The 13,804-nt window shown below is 66.2% G+C and carries 11 protein-coding genes and 1 tRNA gene; 3 read left to right on the top strand and 9 right to left on the bottom strand.

Annotated features, from left to right (window positions below; all coding sequences use genetic code 11):
- Positions 1 to 2,622: a ribonuclease R gene (gene rnr, locus EPAKOI_RS09635; protein ID WP_423192101.1), complete on the bottom strand. Its 2,622-nt coding sequence runs from the start codon at positions 2,620 to 2,622 to the stop codon at positions 1 to 3.
- A 69-nt stretch (positions 2,623 to 2,691) separates the two neighbouring features.
- Here rnr and EPAKOI_RS09640 point away from each other — a divergent pair.
- From EPAKOI_RS09640 to EPAKOI_RS09650, 3 genes are all read left to right on the top strand, one after another.
- Positions 2,692 to 2,778: transfer RNA gene (locus EPAKOI_RS09640), tRNA-Leu, on the top strand.
- Positions 2,779 to 3,200: 422 nt separating this feature from the next.
- Positions 3,201 to 3,635 (top strand): Rrf2 family transcriptional regulator, encoded by a 435-nt coding sequence (locus tag EPAKOI_RS09645; RefSeq protein WP_423192102.1) that lies wholly within the window; start codon positions 3,201 to 3,203, stop codon positions 3,633 to 3,635.
- Between the two features lie 64 nt (positions 3,636 to 3,699).
- Positions 3,700 to 4,311 (top strand): NAD(P)-dependent oxidoreductase, encoded by a 612-nt coding sequence (locus EPAKOI_RS09650; RefSeq protein WP_423192103.1) that lies wholly within the window; start codon positions 3,700 to 3,702, stop codon positions 4,309 to 4,311.
- A gap of 54 nt (positions 4,312 to 4,365) precedes the next feature.
- On the opposite strand, the gene EPAKOI_RS09655 is transcribed toward EPAKOI_RS09650, so the two are convergent.
- The 8 genes from EPAKOI_RS09655 to der all read right to left on the bottom strand — a co-directional run bounded on the left by EPAKOI_RS09655 (position 4,366) and on the right by der (position 13,583).
- Complete coding sequence (locus tag EPAKOI_RS09655) at positions 4,366 to 4,935, bottom strand: phosphoribosyltransferase (RefSeq protein ID WP_124683980.1); 570 nt, start codon at positions 4,933 to 4,935, stop codon at positions 4,366 to 4,368.
- Positions 4,936 to 5,069: 134 nt separating this feature from the next.
- Complete coding sequence (locus EPAKOI_RS09660) at positions 5,070 to 6,413, bottom strand: adenylosuccinate synthase (RefSeq protein ID WP_124683979.1); 1,344 nt, start codon at positions 6,411 to 6,413, stop codon at positions 5,070 to 5,072.
- A gap of 187 nt (positions 6,414 to 6,600) precedes the next feature.
- Positions 6,601 to 7,752 carry an ATP phosphoribosyltransferase regulatory subunit gene (locus EPAKOI_RS09665; RefSeq protein ID WP_124683978.1) on the bottom strand — a complete coding sequence of 384 codons (1,152 nt, stop codon included), beginning with the start codon at positions 7,750 to 7,752 and terminating at the stop codon, positions 6,601 to 6,603.
- A gap of 140 nt (positions 7,753 to 7,892) precedes the next feature.
- Positions 7,893 to 8,795, bottom strand: coding sequence for a protease modulator HflC (hflC, locus tag EPAKOI_RS09670; protein WP_124683977.1), 903 nt, complete (start codon positions 8,793 to 8,795; stop codon positions 7,893 to 7,895).
- Between the two features lie 10 nt (positions 8,796 to 8,805).
- Positions 8,806 to 10,143 carry an FtsH protease activity modulator HflK gene (gene hflK / locus EPAKOI_RS09675; RefSeq protein ID WP_124683976.1) on the bottom strand — a complete coding sequence of 446 codons (1,338 nt, stop codon included), beginning with the start codon at positions 10,141 to 10,143 and terminating at the stop codon, positions 8,806 to 8,808.
- A gap of 107 nt (positions 10,144 to 10,250) precedes the next feature.
- Complete coding sequence (gene hflX, locus EPAKOI_RS09680) at positions 10,251 to 11,519, bottom strand: GTPase HflX (RefSeq protein WP_423192104.1); 1,269 nt, start codon at positions 11,517 to 11,519, stop codon at positions 10,251 to 10,253.
- Between the two features lie 271 nt (positions 11,520 to 11,790).
- Positions 11,791 to 12,030 carry an RNA chaperone Hfq gene (gene hfq, locus EPAKOI_RS09685; protein WP_423192105.1) on the bottom strand — a complete coding sequence of 80 codons (240 nt, stop codon included), beginning with the start codon at positions 12,028 to 12,030 and terminating at the stop codon, positions 11,791 to 11,793.
- A 209-nt stretch (positions 12,031 to 12,239) separates the two neighbouring features.
- Positions 12,240 to 13,583 (bottom strand): ribosome biogenesis GTPase Der, encoded by a 1,344-nt coding sequence (gene der / locus EPAKOI_RS09690; RefSeq protein ID WP_124683974.1) that lies wholly within the window; start codon positions 13,581 to 13,583, stop codon positions 12,240 to 12,242.
- Positions 13,584 to 13,804: the final 221 nt, after the last annotated feature.

Consider the following 13,804-nt stretch of genomic DNA (forward strand, 5'->3'; position numbering starts at 1 on the left):
TTACCGCTTGCGGGCCGGGCGTCCCGTCTTGCCAGCCGGCTTGGCCGGCCGCTTGGCCGCCGCCTTGCGCGGCGTCTTCAGGTGCGCGGGCTTCGGCTTGGCCGCACGCTTTTCCGGCTTGCCAGCCGGCGCCTTGCGGCCCGAATGTGCCGAATGTCCGACATTGGCTTCACGCGGCTTGACCGGCGTAATCACCGCTTCGAACACGGGTTGCTCTTCGATCACGCGGTCGAGCGTTTCGTCGAACGATTCCTCCGGCTTCGACGTTCCGCCCAGCAGCGCCGCCAGTTGGCGGCCCTTCTTGCGCGCCGGCACCGCGTGGGCGGCCGGTACGCGCGGCTGTTCGGGCACGCCGGCGCGGGCGCGCAGCGTCTTGGCCGACGGCTCCTGCACCAGGCGGAAGTCGATCTTGCGCGCGTCCAGGTCCACGCGGGACACCTGCACGCGCACCCGATCGGTCAGCCGGTAGCGGATACCGGTGCGCTCGCCGCGCAGTTCGTTGCGCGCCTCGTCGTACTGGAAGTAGTCGCTGCCCAGTTCGGTCACGTGCACCAGGCCCTCCACGTACAGCTCGTCAAGCTGCACGAAGATGCCGAACGAGGTAACCGCGCTGATCGTGCCGGCGAAGTCGCTGCCGAGCTTGTCGCGCATGAAGTAGCACTTCAGCCAGGCTTCGACGTCGCGCGAGGCTTCGTCCGCGCGGCGTTCGTTGGCCGAGCAGTGCAGCCCCAGCTCGTCCCAGATGCCCTCGTCGCGGCGGGCGCGGGCGGCGGCGTTCTCGGCGCGCTTCTCGGCGTCGGCCGCCTGCATGCGGCGCGCCTTCGGCGAAATCTGCGTGTTCAGCTCGGTGCCCGTCACAAAGGCCGGCCGGTACTTCGTATGCGCCAGGATCGCCTTGATCGAGCGGTGCACCAGCAAGTCCGGATAGCGGCGGATCGGGCTGGTGAAGTGGGCGTAGGCCTCGTACGCCAGACCAAAGTGACCGATGTTGTCCGGGCTGTAGACGGCCTGCTGCATCGAGCGCAGCAGCATCGTCTGCAGCATCGGCGCGTCGGGGCGGGACTTGATCTTGTCCATCACCTCGGCGTAATCCGATGCCTGCGGCTTGTCGCCACCGCCCAGCGACAGCCCGGCCGTGCGCAGGAATTCGCGCAGGTTCTTGAGCTTTTCCTCGCTCGGGCCCGCGTGGATGCGGAACAGCGCCGGATGCTTGAAGCGCTCAAGGAAGTCGGCCGCGCAGACGTTGGCCGTCAGCATGCATTCCTCGATCAGCCGGTGGGCGTCGTTGCGGGTGCGCGGCAGGATCTGCTCGATCTTGCCCTGCGCGTTGCAGACGATGTAGGTCTCGGTGGTGTCGAAGTCGATCGCGCCGCGCTCACGCCGGGCCTTGAGCAGGACCTGGAACAGTTCGTACAGGTTCTGCAGGTGCGGCACCAGTTCGGCGCGCTTGTGCGCCTCCGGGCCCTTGGTGTTCGACAGGACGGCCCAGACCTCGTTGTAGGTCAGCCGCGCGGCCGAGTGCATGACGGCCGGGTAGAACTGGTACCCCTTCAGCTCGCCCTTGGCCGTGATCACGGCGTCGCAGACCATGCAGAGGCGGTCGACGTTCGGGTTCAGCGAGCAGAGGCCGTTCGACAGCTTCTCGGGCAGCATCGGGATCACGCGCCGCGGGAAGTACACCGACGTGGCGCGGTCCAGCGCGTCGGCGTCCAGCGGCGTGCCGGGCCGCACGTAGTGCGACACGTCGGCAATCGCCACGATCAGGCGCCAGCCCTTGGTGCGGCCGATCTTGACCGGCTCGCAGTAGACCGCATCGTCGAAATCGCGCGCATCCTCGCCGTCGATCGTCACCAGTGGCACGTCGCGCAGGTCGATCCGGTGGTCCAGATCGGCGTCGCGCACCTCGTCGGGCAGTGCCTGGGCTTCCTTGGCGGCGGCGGCCGAGAACTCGTGCGGCACGCCGTACTTGCGCACCGCGATCTCGATCTCCATGCCGGGGTCGTCGATCTCGCCCAGCACCTCCACCACGCGGCCCACGGGCTGCACGTAGCGGTCCGGCCATTCGACCAGCTCGACGCTGACCACCTGGCCGACGCGGGCCTTGCCCTGCGCCTTGGGCGGGATCAGGATGTCCTGCCCGATGCGCTTGTCCTCGGGCGCCACCACCAACACGCCGTTTTCGGACAGCAGGCGGCCGATCACGAAGCGGTTGGCCCGCTCGACGATCTCGACGATCTGCCCCTCGGGCCGGCCGCGACGGTCGTACCCCACCACGCGCACCTGCGCGCGATCGTTGTGCATGGCCTTCTGCAGTTCGCGCTCGGGCAGGAAGATGTCGTCCTCGCCGTCGTCGCGGATCAGGAAGCCAAAGCCATCGCGATGGCCCTGCACGCGCCCGACCACGAAGTTCGGTTGATGGGCCAGCTCGTAGCGGCCCTTGCGATTCAGTTCGATCTGGCCGTCGCGCTCCATGGCGGCGAGCCGTTTCTGAAAGCCGTCATGCTCCTTGCGCGTGACGGCCAGGGCCTTGGCGATATCGCCGGCCGACAGGGGCGACCCCGAAGTTCTCAGTACGCCGAGGATTTCTTCCCGGCTGGGGATCGGATAGTTGTTCTGATTCAATTTTTCTCGAAACTATTTGACAAACGTTTGACGGTCGCTATAATGGCCGCTTCGGTTGTTTCGACACCTGCCCAGGTGGCGGAATTGGTAGACGCACTAGGTTCAGGTCCTAGCGGTGGCAACACTGTGGAGGTTCGAGTCCTCTCCTGGGCACCATCTTCGAGACCCTGCTCCACGAGCAGGGTCTTTTCATTTGTATGCCCAGGAAGGGACGTCCTTGAGGACGTCCCGCGGGGACTCGAATGGGTTGCGCCTGCCAGCGCAACCCCGGGGTCGCGCCCGGGTGACCGAGTCCTCTCCTGGGCACCAGAGATTCAGCGAGAAACCCGCAACGCACGTTGCGGGTTTTTTGTTTTTGCGTCGCCGAATCGTTCAAACCCTCTCCTCTCGTTGCCTTGTCCATCGCTCGTTTCTTACAGCGAGCCGTGGATGAGTGTATCAGTTTCAGTGTCGATTCCGGCATTATCTCGCCATTTTCCCCCATTCCATCGCCAAAAATACATCGGCCTGTGCCGCCAAATCACCGGTTGACGGCCAGGGCATCTGTAACTATCATGGTTTCACATTGAGATTTCCGCATGAGCACCAGTAGCCGGTTCGCCGTTGCCGTCCATATCCTTACCCTGCTGGCACAGGCCGAAGGCCCTATGCCGTCGTCGATGATCGCCGGCAGCGTCGGTACCAACCCGGCGCTGATCCGGCGCATGATCGGCGCGCTGACCGAGGCGGGGTTCGTGACGACGACGATGGGCAGCACCGGCGGCGCGATGCTGGCGCGGCCGGCATCCGCCATTACGCTGCTCGACGTGTTCCGCGCCACCAAGACCACCGCGCTGATCACGCTGCACCAGAGCGCGCCTAATCCTGCGTGCATGGTCGGCCGTGAGATCACGGGCGCGCTGCAGACGGTGGCCGATCGCGCCCAGGCGGCCATGGATGCCTCGCTCCAGGCCATCACGATTGCCAGCATGCTCGACGAGGTCGAACATGCCGCCCGGCGCCGCAAGCGCTGATTTTTTTACCCCAATGTGTAACCGATATGGTTTCACATCAACCCTGATCCGAAAGGAGTCGAACATGAAGATCGCCATCATCGGTGCCACCGGCAACGTCGGCAGCCGCCTGACCGAGGAGGCCGTGCGGCGCGGCCATGCAGTGACCTCCCTCGCCCGCAAGGCATCGGCACTACCCGCCCGCGACGGCGTCACGACCCGCGACGTCGACATCGCCGACGCCCCGGCCCTGACGCAGGCCCTGGCCGGCCACGACGTCGTCATCAGCACCGTGCGGTTCCTGCAGACCAGCGCGGCCCAGATCACCGCGGCGGTCAAGGCGGCGGGCGTGCAGCGCCTGCTCGTGGTGGGCGGCGCGGGCAGCCTGTACGTGGCGCCGGGCGTGCAACTGGTCGATACGCCGAGCTTTCCCGATGCCTACAAGGCCGAGGCGTCGGCAGGTCGCGATTTCCTGAATGCGTTGCGGGGCGAGACGTCGCTGGACTGGACGTTCCTGTCGCCGTCCGCCCTGTTCACGCCGGGCGAACGGACGGGCCGGTTCCGCCTGGGGAAGGACGATCTGCTCACCGCCGCAGACGGCAAGAGCTGGATCTCCATGGAAGACTATGCCATCGCCATGCTCGACGAAATCGAGCAGCCCAGGCATGTGCGGGCGCGTTTTACGGTGGGGTACTGATGCCCCGGGCCCACCCTCCCCGTGCGGGAGCGTGGGCCGGCGCGGCGCCGCGCGTCAGGCGGCGCTGTCGTCTTCCAGCAGGCTGGCGCGCTTGCCGCGCTTGAGCCAGGCAGCCAGGTTGTGCGGGCGCAGCGTGTCGTATTCCTCGAACGGCTGGTGGATCCAGGGGTTCGACGGCAGGAACGTCACGTGGTAGTCCGGCTCGACCTTCGAGCACGCCTTGTACCAGAGCACGGCCGAGCGCACGTCGGTCACGGCCGGATAGCGCTCCTTCAGGTGACGGCCCACGCGTTCCAGCGTCACGCCGGAATCGACCAGGTCATCGACCAGCAGGATCTTGCCGGACAGTTCGCCACGGGTCATCGTGATGTACTGCGCGATGTCCAGGTCGCCCTGCTGGGTGCCGGCTGCCTCGCGGTACGAGCTGGTGGCCAGGATGGCCAGCGGCACGTCGAAGATCCGCGACATCTGGTCGCCCACGCGCAGGCCGCCACGGGCCAGGCACAGGATCTTGTCGAACTTCCAGCCCGACTCGTGCACGTTCAGCGCCAGACGCGCGATCAGGCGGTGGTATTCATCCCAGGAGACCCACAGGTTCTCTTCGTCATTGGTTGGCAGGTTCATGGCGTCTTTTCTGCTATGGGCCGCGTCGGGCCCCGTTTGATAAAGCATCGGCCCGCTGGTCGCGGGCCGAATGGCTTTTGTGAGGCCGCGACGCTCATGGCGCCACGGTCATGCTCACGGAGACTTCCGTCGCGTCAGGCGACCTGGTACGGATGGCGCAGCAGGATCGTCTCGTCGCGGTCCGGGCCGGTCGAGATCATGTCGATCGGAATGCCGACCACTTCCTCGATCCGCTTCAGGTACACGCGGGCCGCTTCCGGCAGCGCGTCCCAGGTCTTCACGCCGAACGTCGACTCGTTCCAGCCCGGGAATTCCTCGTAGATCGGCTTGCAGTTCGCCACGGCGTCCGAGCCGCGCGGCAGGATGTCCACCTGCTTGCCGTCCAGTTCATAGCCGACGCAGAGGTTGATCGCCTCCAGGCCGTCCAGCACGTCCAGCTTGGTCATGCACAGGCCCGACACGCCGTTGATCTGCACCGAGCGCTTGAGCGCGGCGGCATCGAGCCAGCCCGTGCGGCGCGGACGGCCGGTAACCGAGCCGAATTCCTTGCCGACGTTGGCCAGGCGCACGCCCACGGCGTCCTGGCGGGCCGGGTTGTCGTTGTCGTACAGCTCGCTCGGGAACGGACCGGCGCCAACGCGCGTGCAGTAGGCCTTGGTGATGCCGAGGATGTAGTTCAGGCGGCCCGGGCCGACCCCGGCACCCGCGGCGGCCGCACCGGCCACGCAGTTGCTCGACGTGACGAACGGGTACGTGCCATGGTCCACGTCCAGCAGCGTGCCCTGGGCGCCTTCGAACATCAGGTTGCCGCCGGCCGCGTTCACGGCGTACAGCTCGGCCGACACATCGGCCACCATCGGCTTCAGGCGCGGCGCGTAGGCCAGCATTTCGTCCAGGATCTGCTGGTAGTCCACCGCTTCGGCGCCCAGGTACTGGGTCAGCATGAAGTTGTGGAAGTCCACGTTCTCGCGCAGGCGCTCGGCAAAATGCTGCGGATCGAACAGGTCCTGCACGCGCAGCGCGCGGCGGGCAACCTTGTCCTCGTAGGCCGGGCCGATGCCGCGGCCCGTGGTACCGATCTTGGCGGCGCCACGGCGGGCTTCGCGCGCCTTGTCGATGGCCACGTGGTACGGCAGGATCAGCGTGGTGGCTTCGGAAATGCGCAGGCGGTTCTGCACCTGCAGGCCCGCGCCCTCCAGTTCCTCGATCTCACGGAACAGCGCCTCGGGCGACAGCACGACGCCGTTGCCGATGTAGCAGACGGTGCTCTCGCGCATGATTCCCGACGGGATCAGTCGCAGGATGGTCTTCTTGCCGCCGATGATGAGCGTGTGGCCAGCGTTGTGGCCGCCCTGGAACCGCACCACGCCTTTTGCATGATCGGTAAGCCAATCGACGATTTTTCCCTTGCCTTCGTCACCCCACTGGGTTCCGATCACGACGACATTGCGTCCCTGGCCTACTGCGGATGCGGACATGTTGAATTGGTCAGAAGGTTAAAAACGTATTCTACTCTCGTTGTTCTACGGTTCCGGCTTTTCACACGTCCGTGTCACAGACGTTTGGGATCCATTCCGGGCGATCATGGGACGCCACGGGCAGCAAACGTCATGCGAGAGCAACTGGAGACGCCGGCACGATATGGCCGGCTCGGAAACAAACAGGTCAGCGCGGCACGACCACCCAGGTGTCGCCCTGGCGCTGCAACTGGCGGTCGCAGTTGAACTCGTCGAGTTCATGCGTATGACCGGGCAGCGACTGGATCACGATCTCGCCTGCGGCGCGCAGCGCGGCAATCGTCGTGCGCAAGGCCGGATCGGCGTCCCACGGCGCGTACACCGCCTGGGCGCGCACTTCCACGGGCGACAGCGCCGCCACCTCGCGCAGGTCGAGCGAAAAACCGGTGGCCGGCCGCGCACGGCCGAACGCCTCGCCCACCTTGTCGTAGCGGCCGCCGCGGGCCACGTAGTTCGGCAGGCCCGCCACATAGGCCGTGAACATCACGCCGCTGTGATAGTGGTAACCGCGCAAATCGGACAGGTCGATATTCACGCTCGCGCCGCGCACCTGGGCGGTCAGTGCGGCCAGTTCATCGAGCGCTCGGCCAATCGCCGGGCTTGCCGGCAGCGTCTGGCGGGCCTTTTCGATCACTTCCACACCACCGTACAACGTCGGCAGCGCCAGCAGCGCATTGCGCTCGGTCTCCGGCATGCCCTGCGTCAGTTCGCGCAGCGCCGGCACGTCCTTGGTTTCCAGCGCGGCGAACAGCGCGTCCTCGATCTGGCGCACCGACGGCAGCGCCGCCAGCAGCGCTTCCAGGATGCCAGCGTGGCACAGGTCCAGGCGAACGTCGCGCAGCCCCGCCACCTGCAGCGCGGCCAGCATCAGCTCCTGGATCTCGACGTCTGCTTCCAGGCCGGCATGGCCATAGATTTCCGCGCCGATCTGGATCGGCTCGCGCGTGGCGTGGAACCCGGCCGGGCGCGCGTGCAGCACGTTGCCGGCATAGCACAGGCGCGTCACGCCGGGACGGTTCAGCAGGTGCGCGTCTATCCGCGCCACCTGCGGCGTGATATCGGCACGCAGGCCCATCGTACGGCCCGAAAGCTGGTCCACCAGCTTCAGCGTGCGCAGGTCCAGGTCATGCCCGGTACCGGTCAGCAGCGACTCCAGGTACTCCAGCATCGGGGGCATGACCAGCTCGTAGCCATAGGTGCGGAACAGGTCCAGCATGCGGCGGCGCAGTTCTTCGATCTTGCGCGCTTCCGACGGCAGGACGTCGGCAATGTTTTCAGGCAGGAGCCAGCGGTTGGACATGGGGGTCTCTTCTATCAAAAACCTGGCCGGCGGGATGCACCCCTCCAGCCGGACAAAACCCCGGCGGACCGGGGTTCTGTCGAATGTTGCGTTTCGGGGCACCTGTCGTCAGACGCGATGCCCGGTGCGCGCCGTGCGCGCTACTTCTTGCCGCCTGACGCGGCCGGCGCCGTGTTGCCGCCCGACGACCGCATGTAGCGGAAGAAGTCGGAGTTCGGCTCCAGCACCATCACGTTACCCTTGTCGCGGAACGTGCTGCGGTAGGCTTCCATGCTGCGCCAGAACTGCGCGAAGTTCGGATCCCGGCCGAAGGCATCGGCATAGATCTGCGACGCCTTGGCATCGCCCTCGCCCTTGACCATCTGGGCATCACGGTACGCCTCGGCCAGCACCACTTCACGCTGGCGATCAGCGTCGGCACGGATTTTCTCACCTTCCGCGGCGCCGGTCGAACGCAGTTCGTTGGCCACGCGCTTGCGCTCGGCCTCCATGCGGCGATAGACCGACTCGCTGATCGCGGGCAGCAGGTCCACGCGCTTGAGGCGCACGTCCAGGATCTCGACGCCCACGGACTGCGCGTACTCGGCCATGCCGACGCGGATGTTCTGCATGACCTTTTCACGCTCGCCGGCCACCACGTCGGTCACCGTGCGCTTGCCGAATTCCTCGCGCGCCACGGCGTCGATCCGCTGCGTCATGCGGTCCTGGGCGCCGCGCACGTTGCCGCCAAAGGCGACGAAGAACTTGCGCGGATCGGTGATCCGCCATTTGACGAACCAGTCCACGACCATCGACTTCTTCTCGGCGGTCAGGAAGCGCTCGTTGGCGGCCACGTCGATCGTCTGCAGGCGGCGGTCCATGAAGACCACATTCTGCAGCGGCGGCGGCAGCTTGAAATGCAGGCCCGGCTCGCGCACGACCTGCTTGATCTCGCCGAAGGCGAACACCACGGCGTACTGGCGCTGGTCGACCACGAACAGCATCGACGACACGACGGCCAGCAGGATGAACAGGCCAATGGCAAAGGAAATCAGTCGATTCATGACGGTCTCCTTAGCGTACGTCGCGATCGCGGTTGCGCATCGATTCGCGCGAGCGGATGTCCGGCGACGGTGCATCCGTCGTCGGCGGCGCAGTCGTGCCCGGCGCGGCGGCCGGCGGCGTGGCGCCCTGCACCTGCGACATCAGCTTGTCGAGCGGCAGGTACAGCAGGTTGTTGCCGGCCTTGGCATCGACGAGGATCTTGTTCGAGTTGCTGTAGATCTGCTGCATGGTCTCCAGGTAGATGCGGTCGCGGGTGACCTGCGGCGCCTTCGCGTACTCGGTCTGCACCGAGCGGAAGCGCGATGCGTCACCTTCGGCCTGCGCCACCACGCGGGCCCGGTAGGCCTCGGATTCTTCCTTCAGGCGCGCCGCCGTGCCGCGTGCGCGCGGCAGGATGTCGTTGGCGTACGCCTGGCCTTCGCTGATCGCACGCTCGCGATCCTGGCTGGCCTTGTTCACGTCGTCAAACGCGGCCTGCACCTGCTCGGGCGGCTGCACGCTCTGGACGTTGACCGAGATCACGCGGATGCCGGTCTTGTATGCCGACAGGATCGACTGGATCGACTTGGCCAGGCCCTGCGCAATCTGCTCGCGGTTCTCGTACAGCACCGCGTCCATCTTGTTGCGGCCGACGATCTCGCGCACCGAGGTCTCGGCGGCCTGCGTCACCAGTTCCTCGTCGCCACCGCGGTCGGTCTTGTTGAAGAACAGGAATTCGCTGGCGTCCTGGATGTCGTACTGCACCGTGAAGCGGACGTCGATGATGTTCTCGTCCTGCGTCAGCATCGACGAGTCCTTGAGGTTGCTGTCCTTGATCGACGTCGCGCGGCCTACTTCCACCGAGCGCACGGCCGACAGGTTGACCACCTCGGCCGACTGGATCGGCCACGGCGCGCGCCAGTTGATACCGGGGCCCGTGGTGTACTTGAACTTGCCGAACTGCAGGATCACGGCGGTCTGCCCTTCCTGCACCATGAAGAAGCCGCTGGCCAGCCAGATGCCGATCACGGCCGCCACGATCACGCCGGCGCCAATGTTCGAGCCCCTGCCCGACGGGCGCGAGCCGAAGCCGTTGCCCTGCCCGCCGCCGCCGTTGTCCTTGCGGCCCAGCAGGCCGTTCAGGCGGCGGTTGAAGTCGCGCCAGAGCTCGTCCAGGTCGGGCGGGCCATCCTGCGGCCGCTGGTTCTGCTGGCGGCTCTTGTCCTTGTCTTCATCGTCCTGACCGTTACGGCCCCAGCGGGGGTCGTTCAAGGAGAAGATGGCGCGCAGGCGCGGCCAGCGAGCAAGCCGCGCGGCGCGGCTGCCTGGCACGAAGTGCGAGTCAGGATTCCGAGGGAACAGGGGCATGAAGGGCACGGGTCCGGGAAAGTTTGGAACAGGGGGATTCTAGCAGCCATCTTGATCACTTTTGCTCAAAATCCCCCAATCGGGCCGCCATTGGCGGCAATGCTTGCTCAGTCGGGGTAGTTGTCGCCGGCAACCGGGCGATTCCCGGGTCCGTTTTCCGCCTCGTCTTCGGGCTCGGGCAGGTCCTGGCCGTCGCTTCCGCCCGCCAGCCCGCCACCGTCCAGCCGGGGATCATACGGGGCCGGCTCGCCCGGCCGGGTGGCCAGCCACTGGGCCACTTCGACGATGGCCTCGCGCAGCGCGTCCAGGCCCAGGCCGTCGCGCGCCGACAGGAATACCCGCGTCGGCACGCCGTCCTCGTTCCGCTCCACGCGCGGGCCCAGTTCCAGCAGTTCGGGCGCCGCGTCGATCTTGTTCATGACCACGATCTGCGGGATGTCCAGCGCGTCGATTTCCGCCAGCACCCGGTTCACCTGCTCGATCTGCTCGTGGCGCACGGCGCTGGACGCGTCCACCACGTGCAGCAGCAGGTCGGCGTGCACGGTTTCGTCCAGCGTGGCGCGGAACGCCGCCACAAGCTGGGTCGGCAGGTCGCGGATGAAGCCGACCGTATCCGACAGCACGACGTTGCCCAGCCCGTCCAGGAACAGGCGCCGGGACGTCGTATCGAGCGTCGCAAAAAGCTGGTCCGCGGCGTAGGCCCGGGCCTTCGTCAGCGCGTTGAACAGCGTCGACTTGCCGGCGTTGGTATAGCCGACCAGCGAAATGCTGAGCGTATCGTTGCGGGCACGGGCGCGGCGCTGGGTATGGTGCTGGCGCTGCAGCCGCGCCAGATCGGTCTTGAGCCGCTTGGCGCGGTCGTCCAGCATCCGGCGGTCCAGTTCGAGCTGCCGCTCGCCGGGGCCGCCGCGCATGCCGATCCCGCCCTTCTGCCGCTCCAGGTGGCTCCACGCCCGCACCAGGCGCGACGCCTGGTATTGCACCTGCGCCAGTTCCACCTGCACCTTGCCGACGTGGCTCTGCGCGCGCTGGCCGAAGATATCGAGGATCAGGCCGGTCCGGTCGATCACGTGGCGGCGCAGGAATCGTTCGAGGTTCCGCTGCTGGGCCGGGCTCAGCGCGTGGTTGAACACCACCACGTCGGCATCCAGCGCGTCAGCCGCCTCCTTGAGCTCCTCGGCCTTGCCGGAGCCGATGAACAGCGCCGGGTCGGGGCGCGAACGCTTGCCGGTCAGCGTGTGCACCGGCACCGAGCCGGCCGTGGTGGTCAGCAGCGCCAGTTCGGAAAGGCTTTCCTGGAAATCATGCTTGCCGAAATCCACGCCGACGAGGATTGCGCGCGAGGGATCGGTCTGGGAAGTAGCTCTGGGTTGCAAGCGGGTGGACGCGGGGCGCCGGATAAATGTTGGAAACGGTGGGAAATCCGATTGTCAAGACAATGATCGCGACCACGGGCCGCGGCGCGGCAACCTGCCGCATCGGGCGGCCGTCAGGCAGCGGGACAGGTACGGAATCGATCGGAAACCGGAATTTGAAGAGGCGGCCCGTTCGGGGCAACGCTGGCGGCTCGCGCCGGAGGACGGCGGGACAGGAACGTGCAGCGTGGACGGCCGCATGGCAATGCGGCCACCCACGAATGAGGGAAAATCAGCCCTCGGAGGAATCATCCACACGGAAATTGACCGCGCGCGCCGGCACGACGGTGGAAATCGCATGCTTGTACACCATTTGGGTCACGGTGTTGCGCAGCAGGACGACATACTGGTCGAACGACTCGATATTGCCTTGCAGCTTGATGCCATTGACGAGGTAGATGGAAACCGGCACGTGCTCTTTGCGCAGCGCGTTAAGGAACGGGTCTTGTAGCAATCGCCCTTTGTTGCTCATGGCACACTCCAAAATTATAGATTTAGTGATGGATCATGGGGACGAAAGTCCCCGGTTCAAGTCAGTTGGCGCAAAAACGCGCCAGAAAAAAGATCAAAACGGTACCAAGCTGGCATCAACGCGCAGGGCTCCCCCTGCTACCGTGAATTTAGCCGCAGTTCCAAACGAACGCAAACGAAACTTCGGACAAGGATGGGCACCTTTCTGGCTCAATCCTTCGAGTCCGCGTACGGGTTTTTGTTCGTACGGAATTCGATGCGCAATGGCGTGCCCTTGAGCTTGAACGCCTCGCGGAAGCGGTTCTCCAGGTAGCGCTTGTAGGCATCGGTCACGTTCTGCAGGCCGTTGCCGTGGATGACCACGATGGGCGGGTTGGAACCACCCTGGTGCGCGTAGCGCAGCTTGGGCCGCGACACGCCGGCGCGCTTGGGCTGCTGGAATTCCACTGCCTCGTGCAGCACGCGCGTGAGCTGCGGCGTGGGCAGCTTCACCATCGCGGCAGCGTAGGCATCGTCGACCGAACGCAGCAGCGCGCCGATTCCGGTGCGCTCCTTCGCCGAGACGAAGTGGAAGTTCGCAAAGCCCAGGAACTGCAGCTTGCGCTCCAGGTCGTGCTTCACGCGGTCGCGCTGGTGGCCGTCCAGGCCGTCCCACTTGTTCACGCCCACAACGAGCGCGCGGCCCGATTCGACGATGAAGCCGGCGATATGGGCGTCCTGCTCGGAGATGTCCTGCTGGGCGTCCAGCAGCAGCACCACCACGTTGGCATCGGCAATCGACTGCAGCGTCTTGACCACCGAAAACTTCTCGATGGCCTCGAACACCTTGCCGCGCTTGCGCAGGCCGGCCGTGTCGATCAGCGTGTACGGCTTGCCGCCGCGCTCGAACTCCACGTAGATGGCGTCGCGCGTGGTGCCCGGCATGTCGAACGCGATCACGCGCTCCTCGCCGATCAGCGTGTTGACCAGCGTGGACTTGCCCACGTTGGGCCGCCCGACGATGGCGATCTTGGTGCCACGCTGGTTGGCCTCGGCTTCCTCGGCCAGCTCGGGCCGCTCCTGCACGGCCAGTTCCAGCGCCTCGTCCACCAGCTCGCGCACGCCGTCGCCGTGCGTGGACGAGATCGCGTACGGATCGCCCATGCCCAGTTCGTAGAAGTCCGCGGCCACCGAGGTGTACTTCATGCCTTCGGCCTTGTTGACCGCCAGCATGATGCGCCGGCCAGTCTTGCGCAGGTAGTCCGCGATCACGCGGTCCTGTGGCGCCAGGCCCAGGCGGCCGTCCACCAGGAAGATGACGACGTCGGCCTCCACCACGGCCTGGCGGGTCTGCTTGGCCATTTCGGCGACGATGCCGTCCTTGGCCACGGGCTCGAAGCCGCCCGTGTCGATCACGATGAACGGACGATCGCCGATGCGGCCCTCGCCATAGTGGCGGTCCCGCGTCAGGCCCGGCAGGTCGGCGACGAGTGCGTCGCGCGAGCGGGTCATCCGGTTGAATAGCGTCGACTTGCCCACATTAGGGCGGCCGACGAGTGCGATAACTGGTTTCATGCAATAAATGGGAACAGGGGGCGGCCTGCGCCGTCCCCCAGCAACTCCGGAGTCATGTTGAGCCGACAACCGCCGTGGGCATCACGGCTGGCCACGTCTGTCGGGCGTCCTGTCGGGGGGCAAGGCGGAGCCAGACGCTCCGTCCCGCCGTGTTGCACGACCAGGGATCATGCTACCGGATTGGCGCCGGCCGTGCGACAGGGGCACGGCCGGGCCGCGTG

It is taken from the genome of Cupriavidus sp. H18C2, assembly GCF_049393795.1.
Classification (GTDB): domain Bacteria; phylum Pseudomonadota; class Gammaproteobacteria; order Burkholderiales; family Burkholderiaceae; genus Cupriavidus; species Cupriavidus pauculus_C.

Bases quoted from the DNA above. Each gene is read 5' to 3' on its own strand.
- EPAKOI_RS09655 (WP_124683980.1), bottom strand. From the start codon at position 4,935: ATGAACCTGCCAACCAATGACGAAGAGAACCTGTGGGTCTCCTGGGAT.
- EPAKOI_RS09650 (WP_423192103.1), top strand. From the start codon at position 3,700: ATGAAGATCGCCATCATCGGTGCCACCGGCAACGTCGGCAGCCGCCTG.
- EPAKOI_RS09665 (WP_124683978.1), bottom strand. From the start codon at position 7,752: ATGTCCAACCGCTGGCTCCTGCCTGAAAACATTGCCGACGTCCTGCCG.
- EPAKOI_RS09645 (WP_423192102.1), top strand. From the start codon at position 3,201: ATGAGCACCAGTAGCCGGTTCGCCGTTGCCGTCCATATCCTTACCCTG.
- hflK (WP_124683976.1), bottom strand. From the start codon at position 10,143: ATGCCCCTGTTCCCTCGGAATCCTGACTCGCACTTCGTGCCAGGCAGC.
- EPAKOI_RS09660 (WP_124683979.1), bottom strand. From the start codon at position 6,413: ATGTCCGCATCCGCAGTAGGCCAGGGACGCAATGTCGTCGTGATCGGA.
- hfq (WP_423192105.1), bottom strand. From the start codon at position 12,030: ATGAGCAACAAAGGGCGATTGCTACAAGACCCGTTCCTTAACGCGCTG.
- hflC (WP_124683977.1), bottom strand. From the start codon at position 8,795: ATGAATCGACTGATTTCCTTTGCCATTGGCCTGTTCATCCTGCTGGCC.
- der (WP_124683974.1), bottom strand. From the start codon at position 13,583: ATGAAACCAGTTATCGCACTCGTCGGCCGCCCTAATGTGGGCAAGTCG.